Annotated in this window: 16 protein-coding genes and 1 other RNA gene; 11 read left to right on the forward strand and 6 right to left on the reverse strand. The window is 44.7% G+C overall.

Annotated elements, in window-relative coordinates:
• Positions 1–94 precede the first annotated feature (94 nt).
• Positions 95–1,462 (reverse strand): Do family serine endopeptidase, encoded by a 1,368-nt coding sequence (locus R7O03_RS04955; protein ID WP_025768400.1) that lies wholly within the window; start codon positions 1,460–1,462, stop codon positions 95–97.
• Positions 1,463–1,662: 200 nt separating this feature from the next.
• On the reverse strand, positions 1,663–2,106 hold the full coding sequence (zapG, locus tag R7O03_RS04960; protein WP_005379861.1) for a Z-ring associated protein ZapG: 444 nt from the start codon (positions 2,104–2,106) through the stop codon (positions 1,663–1,665).
• A 195-nt stretch (positions 2,107–2,301) separates the two neighbouring features.
• Between zapG and zapE the strand changes: the two genes are divergently transcribed.
• The 8 genes from zapE (at position 2,302) to sspB (ending at position 9,012) form a co-directional block, all read left to right on the forward strand.
• Positions 2,302–3,405 (forward strand): cell division protein ZapE, encoded by a 1,104-nt coding sequence (gene zapE, locus R7O03_RS04965; protein ID WP_005387411.1) that lies wholly within the window; start codon positions 2,302–2,304, stop codon positions 3,403–3,405.
• 251 nt (positions 3,406–3,656) lie between these two features.
• On the forward strand, positions 3,657–4,085 hold the full coding sequence (gene rplM, locus R7O03_RS04970) for a 50S ribosomal protein L13 (protein ID WP_005372872.1): 429 nt from the start codon (positions 3,657–3,659) through the stop codon (positions 4,083–4,085).
• A 15-nt stretch (positions 4,086–4,100) separates the two neighbouring features.
• The gene (rpsI, locus tag R7O03_RS04975; protein ID WP_005372876.1) at positions 4,101–4,493 is read left to right on the forward strand and encodes a 30S ribosomal protein S9; all 393 of its coding nucleotides are present in this window, start codon (positions 4,101–4,103) and stop codon (positions 4,491–4,493) included.
• Between the two features lie 694 nt (positions 4,494–5,187).
• The gene (gene petA / locus R7O03_RS04980; RefSeq protein WP_005372877.1) at positions 5,188–5,778 is read left to right on the forward strand and encodes a ubiquinol-cytochrome c reductase iron-sulfur subunit; all 591 of its coding nucleotides are present in this window, start codon (positions 5,188–5,190) and stop codon (positions 5,776–5,778) included.
• Entirely contained in the window at positions 5,778–7,043 is a 1,266-nt protein-coding gene (locus tag R7O03_RS04985; RefSeq protein WP_005372880.1) for a cytochrome b, read from the forward strand. The genes petA and R7O03_RS04985 overlap by 1 nt, the downstream gene beginning before the upstream one ends.
• Positions 7,040–7,777, forward strand: a complete 738-nt coding sequence (locus tag R7O03_RS04990; RefSeq protein WP_005372881.1) for a cytochrome c1 — start codon at positions 7,040–7,042, stop codon at positions 7,775–7,777. Before R7O03_RS04985 ends, R7O03_RS04990 begins: the two co-directional genes overlap by 4 nt.
• 96 nt (positions 7,778–7,873) lie before the next feature.
• The gene (gene sspA, locus R7O03_RS04995; RefSeq protein ID WP_005372897.1) at positions 7,874–8,509 is read left to right on the forward strand and encodes a stringent starvation protein SspA; all 636 of its coding nucleotides are present in this window, start codon (positions 7,874–7,876) and stop codon (positions 8,507–8,509) included.
• Positions 8,510–8,526: 17 nt separating this feature from the next.
• The gene (gene sspB / locus R7O03_RS05000) at positions 8,527–9,012 is read left to right on the forward strand and encodes a ClpXP protease specificity-enhancing factor (RefSeq protein ID WP_005372898.1); all 486 of its coding nucleotides are present in this window, start codon (positions 8,527–8,529) and stop codon (positions 9,010–9,012) included.
• A 71-nt stretch (positions 9,013–9,083) separates the two neighbouring features.
• Here the strand turns inward: sspB and R7O03_RS05005 are convergent, their stop codons facing one another.
• The 4 genes from R7O03_RS05005 to R7O03_RS05020 are packed head-to-tail and all read right to left on the reverse strand — an operon-like array spanning position 9,084 to position 12,534.
• The gene (locus R7O03_RS05005; RefSeq protein ID WP_017633609.1) at positions 9,084–9,752 is read right to left on the reverse strand and encodes a BON domain-containing protein; all 669 of its coding nucleotides are present in this window, start codon (positions 9,750–9,752) and stop codon (positions 9,084–9,086) included.
• A 21-nt stretch (positions 9,753–9,773) separates the two neighbouring features.
• Positions 9,774–10,364 (reverse strand): phosphoheptose isomerase, encoded by a 591-nt coding sequence (locus tag R7O03_RS05010; protein ID WP_005372901.1) that lies wholly within the window; start codon positions 10,362–10,364, stop codon positions 9,774–9,776.
• Positions 10,365–10,367: 3 nt separating this feature from the next.
• Positions 10,368–10,736: a YraN family protein gene (locus R7O03_RS05015; RefSeq protein WP_005372903.1), complete on the reverse strand. Its 369-nt coding sequence runs from the start codon at positions 10,734–10,736 to the stop codon at positions 10,368–10,370.
• A complete protein-coding gene (locus tag R7O03_RS05020) occupies positions 10,723–12,534 on the reverse strand; it encodes a penicillin-binding protein activator (protein WP_005372905.1) in 1,812 nt (603 codons plus the stop codon). The genes R7O03_RS05015 and R7O03_RS05020 overlap by 14 nt, the downstream gene beginning before the upstream one ends.
• Positions 12,535–12,602: 68 nt before the next feature.
• Here R7O03_RS05020 and rsmI point away from each other — a divergent pair, with 68 nt between their 5' ends.
• From rsmI to rsmH, 3 genes are all read left to right on the forward strand, one after another.
• A complete protein-coding gene (rsmI, locus tag R7O03_RS05025; RefSeq protein WP_005372907.1) occupies positions 12,603–13,466 on the forward strand; it encodes a 16S rRNA (cytidine(1402)-2'-O)-methyltransferase in 864 nt (287 codons plus the stop codon).
• Between the two features lie 167 nt (positions 13,467–13,633).
• Positions 13,634–14,064, forward strand: an RNA gene (gene rnpB / locus R7O03_RS05030) — RNase P RNA component class A.
• 175 nt (positions 14,065–14,239) lie between these two features.
• Positions 14,240–15,190: a 16S rRNA (cytosine(1402)-N(4))-methyltransferase RsmH gene (gene rsmH, locus R7O03_RS05035; protein WP_005372918.1), complete on the forward strand. Its 951-nt coding sequence runs from the start codon at positions 14,240–14,242 to the stop codon at positions 15,188–15,190.
• Positions 15,191–15,193: the final 3 nt, after the last annotated feature.

The following is a 15,193-nucleotide window of genomic DNA, read 5'->3' on the forward strand; positions in this document are numbered from 1 at the left end:
TTTCATTAGTTATTGAGCGATAAGGAAAAGTGTTCGAGCCTTATCACTCAGTACTATGCATCGAAAACCTTATTTTCTATCACTTTGAAAGTGGTTAACGAATGACAAGATAAATAGTACGTTCACCACGTTGAATATTAAGAGCCAGTACACCTTTGTGTTTCTCTACGATTGTACGAAGCTCGGCAAGGTTTTTCACTCGTTGACGGTTCACACCGATAATAATGTCACCTTGTTGTAATTGATATTGAGCAGCCGGAGAGTTATCTGCAACGCTCGATACTTTAACACCTTGGATTACATCACTTGGTGTTGTATTGCTTAACTCCGCACCTTTGAGTCCCTCATGTAATGTCTCCGCTTTAGCTTTCATATTCGTAGATTCGCCAAGCGTTACATCAAAGGTTTTATTCTTACCATCTCGAACCACACCTAATGTGATTTCTTTACCTGCGCCCAGTGTTGCCACTTTTGCGCGGAGCTCTGAGAAAGTATTAATCGCTTTGCCGTTCACCGATACAATTACGTCACCGGCTTTTAACCCTGCTTTATCGGCTGCGCTGTCCGGTACGACTTGACCAATAAAGGCCCCTTTACTCGACTCGTAACCCAATGCATCAGCTAGCTCAGAGGTTACTTCGCCACCTTGCACACCCAACATGCCGCGTTTGACTTCACCAAACTCTAGAATTTGATCAGTGAGGTTTTTCATCATGTTTGATGGAATCGCAAAGCCAATACCCACATTACCGCCGTTAGGGCCTAAAATTGCAGTATTAATACCGATCAGCTCACCATTAAGGTTGACCAATGCACCACCAGAGTTACCGCTGTTAATTGCGGCATCGGTTTGGATGAAGTTTTCGAAGTTTTCAACGTTTAAGCCACTACGACCAAGGGCTGAAACAATACCCGAAGTTACGGTTTGACCGAGCCCAAATGGGTTACCAATCGCAACCGTAAAGTCACCGACACGCAGTTTGTCGGAATCCGCGACTTTAATCTGCGTTAAGTTTTTCGCTTTCTCTAATTTAAGTAACGCAACATCGGCCATTTCATCACCGCCAACGAGCGTAGCGTCATACTCGCGCCCGTCAAAGAGGCGAACTCGAATCTCATCTGCGCCCTTGATCACATGGTAGTTAGTGACAATATGGCCTTTCTTCGCATCAATAATGACACCAGACCCTAAACCTCTGAACGGGCGCTCTCGCCTTTGTTCCATAGGAAAGTCTGGGCCAAAGAAAAATTGAAATTGCTCGGGAATGCGGCTGGTTTGTACTTGTTTACCTTCTACAGCAATACTCACAACAGCTGGGGTCACCTTCTCAAGCATTGGTGCCAAGCTAGGTAACTGTTGGCCATCCACATTCAAAGGTAATGCGGCAGTGGCTTGAACTGGGGCAATAATCGACCCCAAACTCAGAGATAGAACGGTGAGCGCAAGCAGTGGTTTTTTCATCCAATAACTCCTCTTGAAACATGTCTGCCAAAAAGAAATATCCGAACGGTTAGTTCACTTTGTTAATAACTAATATAGGGTCTAGTTCGGACAATCAAAAGGGGAGGCAGTGCACATCCAAGTTAGAGCGAAGGTGAGGTGAAAAAGTTCAAAAAAGGGCCGATACAAATGTATCGGCCCTAGATAGAAGTAAGAGAGGATTATGATGCTTTTGCGGTTACCGCTTCGGGAGCATTAATGATTTCTTTCTCTTGATCCTTCAAAAGACCGGTGGCGCCATTAGCGTAGTCTTTTGGTTGTTCGTTAAACTCTGGTTGATCTTCTGCAATGGTTTCAGACGACATTGCCGTTTTCTTATCAAACGGGTTGTCTTGTTCTGGTAAGTTTGGCAAAAGCTCAGAAGAGGTCTTGGCCATATGTTGGTATAGCTTGGTGTAATCTTTACCTAGGGTGTCCAACATTTCTGCGGTTTGTGCAAAATGATCGACGAGCTCTTGACGTTGTTGCTCTAATTCAAACTTGGCCGCTTCAAGTTCTTTCTGCACAGACTTTTGTTTCTTGTATTCAGGGGTGGTTAGTCTACTAATGACTACGCCTACGATTGTACCGACCAGCAAACCCACAATGGCATAAATCCAAGGCATAACTGCTCCTTATAGTTGTTTTAACAAGTCTTTTACTACTTAGTTACACGCGGTGCTCGTCCATGTTACTATGGCTTGAACAGCCGATAAAGAAAAATAGCAGTATGTCTTCGGGGACTGATAACTACTTCTCTCTATTCTCAAAGTTGACCCCGAGGCAACCCTTTTCTCTATACCTCTATACGACTTAATACGATGACACCACTACAACAATATCAAAAAGACATAGCAGAACACGGGTTTCAGCGTGATGAAGCTCAGTATCAAGCGGTCGTTGCATTAGACAAGCTTTACCATGCTATCGTTGAATTTCAGTCAGCGCCTGTGCCTCAGCTTTCCAAATGGCAAAAGCTAATGGGGAAAAAAATCGACAAGCCTGAACCACCAAAAGGCCTTTACTTTTGGGGTGGCGTAGGTCGCGGTAAAACCTACCTTATGGATGCATTTTTTGATGCTTTACCGACCCAAAGAAAAATGCGCGTCCACTTCCATCGATTTATGTATCGAGTACATGATGAGTTAAAGCTGTTAGGTGATGTCGAAAACCCTCTATCAAAAGTGGCGGATAAATTTAAAGAAGAAGCAGATGTGGTTTGCTTTGATGAATTTTTTGTTTCCGACATTACTGATGCGATGATCCTTGCAACGTTACTTCAAGAAATGTTCAAGCGGCAGATGATCCTAGTCGCGACTTCAAACATCGAGCCGCAGAACTTATATCGTAACGGTTTGCAAAGAGCGCGCTTTTTGCCCGCGATCGATATGATTTTGGCACGTTGTGAAGTGTTGAATGTCGATAGTGGCGTTGATTATCGCTTAAGAACGTTAGAACAGGCTGAAATATACCATTACCCGCTTGATGAGCAGGCTAGCATAAACCTTAACAAATATTATCAGCAGCTGACTGGAGAGCGTCAGTTTGTTGCTCATCAAATCGAAGTTAACCACCGTCAACTAGCGGTGATTGAAGCAAGCGACGGGGTGCTGCATGCGTCGTTTGCTCAGTTGTGTCAAACTGCTCGCAGTCAAAATGACTACATTGAATTGTCTCGTATTTACCACACTGTATTACTGGCAGATGTTCAACAAATGAACCGAAAAATAGATGATGCGGCGAGACGCTTTATCGCGCTGGTCGATGAGTTTTACGAGCGCAATGTTAAGTTGATTATTTCTGCTGAAGTGCCAATGGCCGACTTATATACTGATGGGCAGTTAGAGTTCGAATTTAAGCGCTGTTTGTCTCGGCTTACTGAGATGCAAAGTCATGAGTATCTCGCGCGTGAACATTTGGCCTAGATCCAATGGGTTCTTAAAAAAGTGAAGAAAAAATTAGTGATTTGGCGCAAAAAAAGGTGATTTTTTCTTCGCTCTTCTCTATAATCCTGCGACCCACCGTTACTGCAGACCTGATTATCGAAGTTATTTCGAAATTGAAGGTCGAGAGTACCAACGACTCGAAGGGGTGATGACTGGGCTCTTAGACAGTGTGGGAGCACTATTGGGTGTTCCTTTAAAGTTTAAAATTTAATTAACGGGTTATTGTTAGCATGAAAACTTTCGTTGCTAAACCAGAAACTGTAAAACGCGACTGGTACGTTGTAGACGCTGAAGGTAAAACTCTTGGCCGTCTAGCAAGTGAAATTGCATCTCGCCTACGTGGCAAACATAAAGCTGAATACACTCCTCACGTTGACACTGGTGATTACATCATCGTTATCAACGCTGAGAAAGTTGCTGTAACTGGTAACAAAGCTAAGAACAAAGTGTACTACCGTCACTCTGAATTCCCAGGTGGTCTAAAATCTATCACTTTTGAAAAGTTGATCGATCGTAAACCTGAGATGGCTCTTGAGCTTGCAGTTAAAGGCATGCTTCCACGTGGTCCTCTAGGCCGTGCTATGTACCGTAAGCTAAAAGTTTACGCGGGCGCTGAGCACAACCATGTTGCTCAACAACCACAAGTACTAGACATCTAATTGGGGATTTCGAAAATGGCAGAGAATCAATACTACGGCACTGGCCGTCGCAAAAGCTCAGCTGCACGTGTTTTCATTAAACCAGGCAGCGGTAACATTGTAGTAAACAAGCGTAACCTTGACGAATACTTCGGTCGTCCAACAGCACGTATGGTTGTACAACAACCTCTAGAGCTAGTTGAACTAACTGAAAAGCTAGACCTTTACGTAACAGTTAAAGGCGGCGGTATTTCTGGTCAAGCTGGTGCTATCCGTCACGGTATCACTCGCGCGCTTATGGAATACGATGAGTCTCTACGTCCTGCTCTACGCGCAGCTGGCTACGTTACTCGTGACGCTCGTTGCGTTGAACGTAAGAAAGTTGGTCTACGTAAAGCACGTCGTCGTCCACAGTTCTCTAAGCGTTAATTTCCTCTTATCGGGAATTATGCTTTTCAGAGTTACTTTGGAAACTGTGTACCAAAAGCTCGGCTCTATGCCGGGCTTTTTTGTATTTAAAGACATCATACTTGTCTTCAAGCAACGAACAGTCTTCATTTATCATCACATTCCGAGTAGGCCTTCTTATTCGTCCTCTTCGTCGAAAGGTTGCCAGTGCCGTTTTATATGTGTGCCTTATTTAATCGCGACTCACCACGCTTTCTCTTGCGATGCAGCATAGATGTATTCATCAGCAAGAATGTCTTTGTATCTTATTCTCCCTGTAACATGTTTTAAAATGACTTACGCTCCTTTTTGAGCATTCTGCGTGCTACAAAATTGAAAATATAAACACAGCAAGCTGAACGCATAATACGAAATATTTCTCTGTGTAATTAACTGAAAACTACCAAGATAAAAGGTTTTATCCGCTTTCAGCGGGGCTTCTATGTGGTGCTTTCTTGTTACAAATCACATCAATTTTTTATAATTCTGCCGCTTTTGTGACGACGCGAGCGATTTGCCTCACAAATGTTACAAAAAGGTAGCTTTATCTTGTCAAAAAGTAGGGTTTTCTTTATCATTTCCCTCCAATAAATAGAACTAAATTCATTATTTGTTAGCCATGCTCTTATAAGCGGAATAATAACGATCCAAAGGGAGCAAATGGGAGAATGTTTGGATGAGCAACGCGCCTTTAAATAACGGTCGCAGGCGTTTTCTAACCGCTACAACGGCAGTTGTTGGTGGGTTAGGGGCAGTCGCCGTCGCCGTGCCTTTTATCAAATCATGGAATCCGAGTGCTAAAGCCAAAGCGGCGGGCGCACCGGTGGAAGTGGATATAAGTAAAATTGAACCAGGTCAGCTGGTTCGTGTTGAGTGGCAGGGAAAACCTGTATGGATTGTTCGCCGCACTCAAAGCGTTCTGGATAACTTAAAATCGATCGGTGATAAGCTTCGCGATCCACAATCTGAAATGGAGCAGCAGCCTGAGTACGCTCAGAATGAGTTTCGTTCGATTAAGGAAGAGTTTTTCGTCGCAGTTGGTTTCTGTACCCACTTAGGTTGTTCACCAACCTATCTACCTGACTCTTTCTCAGAGCAGGTGCAGGGCGTAAGATCTGGCTTCTTCTGTCCTTGTCATGGTTCTAAGTTCGACATGGCTGGTCGAGTGTTCCAAGGAGTACCTGCTCCGTTGAACCTTGTCGTTCCTAAGCACATGTATTTGAGCGATACCAAGCTCATTGTGGGTGTTGATGAGGGAGATGCATAATGCAAGCAATGTTAGATTGGGTTGAAAAGCGTATTCCTGCAATGAATGCTTATAAAAAGCATTTGTCTGAATACCCAATGCCTAAGAACTTCAACTTTTGGTACCTTTTCGGTTCTCTGGCGATGCTGGTTCTTGTTAACCAAATCCTAACGGGTATTTGGCTAACGATGAACTATGTTCCTTCAGGTGACGGTGCATTTGCGTCCATCGAATACATTATGCGTGATGTAGAGTACGGTTGGCTTCTGCGTTACATGCATTCCACTGGCGCGTCAGCGTTTTTCGTTGTTGTGTATCTTCACATGTTCCGTGGTTTGATCTACGGTTCATACCAAAAACCTCGTGAACTGTTGTGGATCTTCGGTATGTTGATCTTCCTTGTTCTCATGGCTGAAGCGTTCATGGGTTACCTACTTCCATGGGGTCAGATGTCATACTGGGGTGCACAGGTAATCATTTCCCTGTTTGGTGCTATTCCTGTTATCGGTGATGACCTAACGCTTTGGATTCGTGGTGACTACATCATCTCTGGTGCAACGCTAAACCGTTTCTTCGCACTACACGTTATTGCCCTGCCTATTGTTTTGCTTCTTCTTGTTGTTCTGCATGTATTGGCGCTGCACGAAGTAGGCTCAAACAACCCGGATGGTATCGAAACTAAGCTGCCAAAAGGCTCAATGGGCGACGATTACAAAACGCAATTCAAGTTCCACGATTACTACACGAAGAAATATGACATCATTGATTCGATTCCTTTCCATCCGTACGGCACGGTTAAGGACTTGGTCGGTGTCGCTGGTTTCTTGTTCTTCTTCTGTTACGTGCTGTTCTTTAACCCAGAGATGGGTGGGTACTTCCTTGAGCCGCCTAACTTTGAAGCTGCAAACCCACTGAAGACACCAGAGCATATTGCTCCGGTATGGTACTTCACGCCGTTCTACGCAATCTTACGTGCGGTTCCAGACAAACTATTAGGTGTTATCCTAATGGGCGCGTCAATTGCAGTGCTGTTTGTTCTACCTTGGTTGGATCGTTGTAAAGTTCGTTCATACCGTTACCGTAGCAAACTTCATCTATTGAATATTGTACAGTTCACTATCGCCTTTATCGCTCTGGGTATTTTAGGTGCGTTACCTGCGACACCAACGTACACACTACTATCTCAGATCTTTAGCTTGTGTTACTTCATGTTCTTTGTGTTGCTGTTCTTCTACAGCAAAAATGAAGCAACCAAACCATTACCAGAGAGGGTGACATTCAAATGAAGAAGTGGATTGTAATTCTATTTGCTATGTTGCCATCACTAGCGATGGCAGCTGGGGCCAATGTTCCGCTGGATAAAGCGAATGTTGACCTTACGGATAAAGCTTCGCTACAAAACGGCGCGAAGTTGTTCATGAACTACTGTTTTGCTTGTCACTCTACGCAATACCAGCGTTACGAGCGTGTAGCAACAGACTTGGAAATTCCAACAGACTTAATGAAAGAAAACCTGATTTTCAATCCTGAAGCGAAAATCGGTGATCTAATGGTCAATGCTATGCCACCGAAGCAAGCGGCAAACTGGTTTGGTGCTCCACCACCAGATCTTACGTTGGTTGCACGAGTTCGTGGTGCTGATTGGTTATACACTTACTTACGCTCTTTCTATGTTGATCCATCTCGTCCATTCGGCGTGAACAACATCGTCTTCCCGAGTGTTGGTATGCCGCATGTGCTTGAAGAGTTACAGGGCATCCCGACGCCTATTTACGATACGAAAATCGTAGATGGCGAAGAAGTACAAGTTGTTGTTGGTACTGAAACCGATGGCACGGGTGAGCTGAGTGAAGGCGAATATGACAAAGCGGTTGGCGATCTCGTTAACTTCTTAGTTTATTCAGGTGACCCAGTGCAGCTTGAGCGTCATGCTCTAGGCTGGTGGGTAATGGGCTTCTTAGTGCTTCTAACCATCGTTGTTGTGATGCTCAAGAAAGAGTATTGGCGCGATGTGCATTAATTGTGCTAAAATACCGTGCTAATTCCCAATTTTAATTGATGTACAATGGAGGCTTAGCCTCCATTGTTTTTATTTGTAAGTGTACTGGAGGGCTCCATGGCTGTAGCTGCCAATAAACGTTCTGTGATGACTCTTTTCTCAAGTGCATCAGATTTGTATAGCCATCAGGTTCGCATTGTACTAGCTGAAAAAGGCGTAAGTGTTGAAGTTGAGCTTGTTGACGAAGCAAACCTTCCTGCTGAGCTTGTTGAGCTAAACCCATATAAATCAGTGCCAACTCTTGTTGACCGTGAGCTAGCTCTTTACGATTCAAAAATCATCATGGAGTACTTGGACGAGCGCTTCCCTCATCCACCTCTAATGCCGGTTTACCCTGTTGCTCGTGGCAACAGCCGCTTGATGATGTACCGTATCGAACGCAACTGGTATTCACTCGCTGAAAAAGTGATGAAAGGTAATGCGGAAGAATCAGAAAAAGCACGCACAAAGCTGCGTAATGATCTTCTGACGTTAGCGCCAATTTTTGCTGAATATGAGTACTTCATGAGCGAAGAATTCAGCTTGATCGATTGTTACCTAGCACCACTATTGTGGCGTTTGCCTCAACTTGGTATCGATCTTGTTGGCCCTGGTTCAAAAGAAATCAAGGTATACATGAACCGCGTATTTGAACGTGATTCGTTCCTTGCTTCTTTGACTGAAGCTGAGCGTGAAATGCGCCTAGTTCGCTAAGCGATTTAAAACACGTTATGGATATTGCAAAAATGACTGCTCGCCGCCCGTACATGCTTCGCGCATTTTACGAGTGGTTAGTAGACAATGACTTGACTCCTCACTTGGTTGTGGATGCAACAATGCCAGGGGTGCGTGTCCCGGTTGAATTTATTCAAGATGGTCAAATTATTTTGAATATTGCGCCACGTGCAGTGGGTAATCTTGAGTTAGGTAATGATGCGATTACCTTCCATGCTCGCTTTAGCGGTCGTCCGCACTCAGTGATCGTGCCTGTGTATGCTGTTCAAGCTATTTATGCACGTGAGAATGGTGCTGGTACTATGTTTGAACCAGAAGAAGCGTACACTCACATCGAAGAAGAAGCGATGACCGAGGAAGAATCATCCCCATCGTTCACAACGGTTAGTGATGAGCCTTCTGAGTTAGTTTCTGATTCAGATGCCGAAGAGGACGATGCTCCTCGACCAAAAGGCAAACCAAGCTTAAGAGTGATTAAATAATAAAAAAGCAGCGTAACGCTGCTTTTTTCTTTTTAACTTGTTGAAGATGATTTCAAGCCAGACTTTGGAAATTACTCACTAATCGTAAAGACTTCGACGTTCTCTTCACTTTCTGTGCTTGCCTCACTTTCTATTGTTTGTACACCGTCACTCGGTAAGTCTACTTCAACAGGCTCCATTTCGCCGTATTGGAACCCTTTAATGACTTGTTTTACGCCTGAGATATTACGCGCGATTTCTGTCGCTCGATCGCCTTGCTCTGGCGTGACATAACCAAACAGAAAAACGTCGCCATCTTCGGTGATCACTTTAACCTTAACACCATTAAGCTCAGAATCAGTAAGCAAAGCTGACTTTACTTTGGTTGTGATCCAGCTGTCATTGCTAATCTGGGTAACAGTGAGTGGCTCTTTTTGTTTGATTTGATTGTGTATGACTTTTACACCACTAACTTCTCGAGCCCTTCGCTCTAAAGCAAGGATAAGGTCTTGTGTCGGAGCTTGTCCCATAAGGACTACAGTCCCATTATATGAACTGGCAACGACACGAACTTCACCTTTAAACGGTGCTTTATTGCCGATCGCCGCAACTTCGAATTCGATGTTATTGTCCTGCCAGATTTGTTTTGTCGTGCGTGTGTCCGTGACAATATTCGCTGTGGTTGCTGCACCTGCGATAAACAAACCTGCGCAACCACTTAAACTCAATGCTGTTAATAAGATAACAAGGCTACGTATCATAATTCTGACTCTCAGTCTTGGTTACTCTTCGTGAGCAGGGAAAAGCACCTGGTCAATAAGATCACAAAGACAATGGAGTGTTACCATATGTACTTCGTGAATACGTGCAGTGCGGTGTGATGGAATACGAATTTCGACGTCGTTCTCACCGAGCAGCCCTGCCATCTCTCCGCCATCTTTTCCTGTTAGCGCGATAATCGTCATGTCTCGAGTTACGGCTGCTTCCATCGCTTTGATAATATTTTTACTGTTACCGCTAGTCGACATGGCAAGCAAAATGTCGCCTGGTTGACCAAACGCTCGTACCTGTTTTGAGAAGATTTCCTGGTAGTGGTAATCGTTGGCCACTGCGGTTAGGGTGGTATTATCGGCGGTTAAGGCCATTGCTGGTAGGCTAGGGCGCTCAGTTTCAAAACGGTTTAAAAGACAAGAAACAAATTGTTGAGCGTTTGAAGCACTGCCGCCATTACCACAACATAAAATTTTATTGCCATTAAGCAGGCTCGACACCATCGCTTGAGCTGCATGAGTAATGGCATCAGGCAGCGCCTCTGCTGCTGCGATTTGAATTTGAATACTTTCTGTAAAGCTGTCTTTAATGCTGTCTAGCATCGCTTATCCTTCAGAGATTGCGTTTTCTATCCAGTTGATATCTCGCCCATTATCATGAATGGCGATGACATCAAATCGATAATCGATATTGTGTTTTAAGCGCTTTTGTTGGCTAAGCCAAACTTGTGCGGTTTTGACTAGCTTGCGCATTTTAGCGTGCGTCACCATTTCTGCTGCCGAGCCAAAGTGATTGTTCTTACGGTATTTGACTTCAACAAACACAATAGTTTCACCTTGTTGGAAGATTAAATCAATCTCACCGACCTTAGTCAGAAAATTTTGTTCAATAAAGTTTAAGCCCTGGCGTTGTAAATATTGCTTCGCCAGAGCTTCATATTGATTTCCGATTTGGCGCTTGCTAAAGAGCCCCACGCTCAGCCCAGCTTAGCTCACGCTGTACAACACAATTATTGTCGATACTTAAAATACCGGTTTGGCCGCCAACTGAGTAGCCCGGAACGACCTTCATTTGTGGCAGCTCCCCAATCAATTTATACGCATCCATACCCAGTGCTTTCAAACGTTTTTCCATGTTAGATTGCTCTGACCACAGCTCGTTCATTTCAGCAGTCACGCTAGGGTCTGGGTCAATCAGTAATGGAATATCGCTGTAGATGATGCCTGTTAGATCTTCGTAAGTCGCGCCGCCACTGTTGCTACGCGAGCTAGAGAAAATTTGTGGCGCTTTGGCGTCTGGGTTAATCGCCACCTCAATAAACGGCTTGATCAAAGTCAGTTCCGTGCTTCTAGCAACAATATAAACCGCATCGACATCACGACGGCTACGTGGCTGTGTTTCAAGCTTGATACGCATTAATGATTGCATCTGAGCAATACGTTGTTTGCTTTCTTGCAGACCAAATACTTCATTGATGTCTTTTTGAAGTTGGCGCTTGTCGCCAAAATAACTTGCTGCGACTTTATTAGAGCTGTACTTGCGCCATTCTTTGTTGAACGCTTCAGTTACGCGCTCACCAAAGCTGCCCTTTGGTGCCAGAATCAGAGGGAAGTTATAGCCTTCGCTGAACAAGTGTTTCGCTGCCTGTGCGGCTTCTTGTTCCGGTGATAATGCCAAGTAGCAAATATTGCTATCTGGTTGCACATCTTCGGGAATATTTAGCGCAAGGGCTGGAATCGTAGGACCATTTTCTGAGCCATCCATGGTTGTGTGCAATAGCTCAACGTTCTCTTTTTCTAGAGGACCAACAACAAAATCGATGTTTTCATTGATCAAACGTTGTTTAATTTGGTCGGCGTTATACGCATTAGTGTCTATTACCGTGAGGGTAGCGCTTGGATCACGGTTACGATCATTCATCATCGCAAACACAAAACCATCACGAATTAATTGCGCTTGTGGCGAGAATTTACCAGTAAGCGGCAGTAACAAAGCGGTGTTGTTTGGTTTAACGATGTCTAGAGAGAGAATGTTTTGAATCTCTTCTGGTGTGTAGATAGCGGCTGGATGCGATGGGTTCTCGTTTAACCAGCGTTCTAGGGTATTTTTTAGTTGGGATAAGTTGCCCGACAGCGTTTTCGCATAAATAGCGAGTTGTAGCCAACCATCCAAAACATCTTCATTTGGCTCTGTTTCTAATGAGGTCAGTTCGTACTCGGAGTAGCTGCCAAAGTTCATCCAAATACGGCTAGAAATCTCTCTCTGCTCCGCGGACGATGCATATTGGCCAAATGCAACCAGTTGGCGGTTTGCCTCAAACGCTTGGTTAAGACCTTGATAAGCGTCGGCACGCATCAAGTAATAGTCTTTCCATTGCTCATTTGGCAACTTCCACCAAGGTTTAAAATTCAACAATTGCAGCAACTGAGAGTAATTACCCTGTTTTTGCTGTATGGTCGCACGCGCTAGTTGCCACTCTGCTTGCTGAACTTCGGTTAACTGTTGACGAGCCAGGCGCTTGATCAACATTTCTGCTTGATCAAACTGGTTTGCTTGAATCGCGGCTTTGGTTGCCATGATCAACCAGTCATTTTGTAAACTGCCTTCCGTGCTATCAGCTTGGATCATATAGTTCTGAACAGACTGAGTAGGCTCAAGTGTTACATCAACGCCATCAGGCTGTCTTGGACCTGAAGAACAGGCGGCGAGCGTAATTGCTAGTGCAACAGGAGTAAGTATGCGTGGTACACTGAGTCTCTTATGGTTAATCATTGCCGTGAGTTCTCTATAATTTTGTACAAAATTGTCTCTATATTAATCGTTGAAGTGATGGTAAACAAATGACAGATAAAAATAAGTTGCCGAATGAGGGGCCAACTCTCTATATCGTACCGACTCCAATCGGAAATTTAGCGGATATCACCCAACGTGCTATCGAAATTCTGTCGACTGTGGACATCATTGCCGCTGAGGATACTCGACATACGGGCAAATTACTGTCTCACTTCAATATTCAAACCAAAACTTTTGCTCTACATGACCACAATGAGCAGCAAAAAGCACAAGTTTTGGTAGAAAAGCTGCTTTCCGGTCAGTCTATCGCATTAGTTTCTGACGCTGGTACGCCACTTATCAGCGACCCAGGATACCATTTGGTGACAAAATGTCGTCAAGCGGGCGTTAGAGTTGTGCCTCTTCCAGGTGCCTGTGCGGTCATTACGGCGTTAAGTGCCTCTGGCTTGCCATCGGATCGCTTTAGCTTCGAAGGTTTTTTACCACCGAAAAGCAAAGGTCGTAAGGATAAATTCCTAGAGATTGCTTCGGTAGAGCGTACGTGTATTTTTTACGAGTCACCGCACCGTATTTTAGACTCTCTACAAGACATGTTAGACGTTCTTGGCCCAGATAGAGAAGTTGTGTTGGCAAGAGAGCTAACAAAAACCTTTGAAACCATTCAAGGCATGCCGTTAGGTGAGCTGATTGAATGGGTGAAAAGTGACGATAACCAACAGCGTGGTGAAATGGTATTGTTGGTACATGGCCATCGTGAAACAACAGACGACTCACTACCTGAAGATGCTTTACGCACGTTAGGGATTTTGACCAAAGAGCTGCCTTTGAAAAAAGCAGCTGCTTTGGTGGCAGAAATACATAACTTGAAGAAGAATGCGCTATATAAATGGGGCTTAGAAAACTTAGACTAAGTGCCGCTAGCGAGATAAATGGTCAATGAGGGCTGATGTTTAGGCATCGGCCTTTTTATTATCTATTTTTGGCACGTTGACTAAAAAGTCATCACTTAGTGCATTCATTTCATCATATCTGTGATCTAGCTAGACTCTGAAGTGAGAACTCTATACAATCCGCCCTCGGAGCTGACTGGGTAGTCGCTGCTTTGTTGATGTCCTTCGGGAGACTGACGTCGAAGTCCCTTTGGGAGACTGACGTTGACGTCCTTCGGGAGACTGACAAAGGGGAGGAAAGTCCGGGCTTCATAGAGCAAGGTGCCAGGTAACGCCTGGGGGGCGCAAGCCTACGACAAGTGCAGCAGAGAGAAGACCGCCGATGGCCCGTAAGGGTACAGGTAAGGGTGAAAGGGTGCGGTAAGAGCGCACCGGACGACTAGCAATAGTTCGTAGCAGGGTAAACTCCACCTGAAGCAAGACCAAATAGGCCTCCACATTGCGTTGCTCGCGTAAGGAGGCGGGTAGGTTGCTCGAGCCAGTGAGTGATTGCTGGCCTAGACGAATGGCTACCGCCGCGCAAGCGGAACAGAACCCGGCTTATGTGTCGGCTCCACCTATTCGAGACCCATCTCTACTTCGGTAGTGATGGGTTTTTTGCATTTAATTGACGCAAACTATGTCATTACCAATAAACTTGGCGTAAATCACGTCTAACTTTAGACTTGTGGTGGCGATGATGTAGGAAATCAGTACACTAAAGAATCGCTTCAAGATCATTCAACGAGAAAGCTATGACCGAAACCTTCCAACATATTTCCGTGTTATTAAATGAATCCATTGATGGCTTAGCTATCAAACCAGACGGCGTCTATATTGATGGAACATTTGGCCGTGGCGGTCACAGCCGGACAATTCTATCTAAACTCGGTGAAAATGGCCGACTGTACAGTATCGACCGTGACCCTCAAGCGATCGCTGAGGCAGGCAAAATCAATGACCCTCGCTTCACCATTATTCATGGTCCATTTTCTGGTATTGCTGAGTATGCTGAAGAGTATGGACTAGTTGGAAAAGTGGATGGTGTTCTGCTGGATTTAGGCGTTTCTTCTCCTCAGTTAGACGACGCAGAGCGTGGCTTTAGCTTTATGAAAGACGGTCCGCTAGATATGCGTATGGACCCGACATCAGGTGTTCCAGTATCTCAATGGTTGATGGAAGCAGACCTCGATGATATCACTTGGGTCATTCGCGAGTTTGGGGAAGATAAACATGCGCGCCGTATTGCAAAAGCGATTGTTGCCTACCGTGAAGACGAAGAAAATGAGCCAATGGTTCGCACTGGTCAGCTGGCAAAATTGATTTCAGATGCCGCACCGAAAAGTTTTAAAGAGAAAAAACACCCTGCGACTCGTGCTTTCCAGGCTTTTCGTATTTACATCAACAGTGAGTTAGAAGAAATTGATACGGCACTTAAAGGCGCGGCGAGCATTCTGGCTCCTGAAGGCCGTTTATCTGTGATTAGCTTCCACTCTCTGGAAGACCGTATGGTCAAACGTTTTATCCGTAAAGAGAGCAAAGGGCCTGAAGTGCCACACGGTATTCCAATGACGGAAGAGCAAATTCGTGCTCTTGGTAGTGCGAATATGAAAGCGGTGAGCAAAGCGATTAAGCCAAGCAAACAAGAAATTGAAATGAACCCTCGCTCGCGCAGCTCTGTGTTAAGAATTGCGGAAAAGCTTTAATTA

Source organism: Vibrio sp. Vb2960, from assembly GCF_033337665.1.
GTDB classification, from domain to species: Bacteria; Pseudomonadota; Gammaproteobacteria; order Enterobacterales; family Vibrionaceae; genus Vibrio; species Vibrio alginolyticus.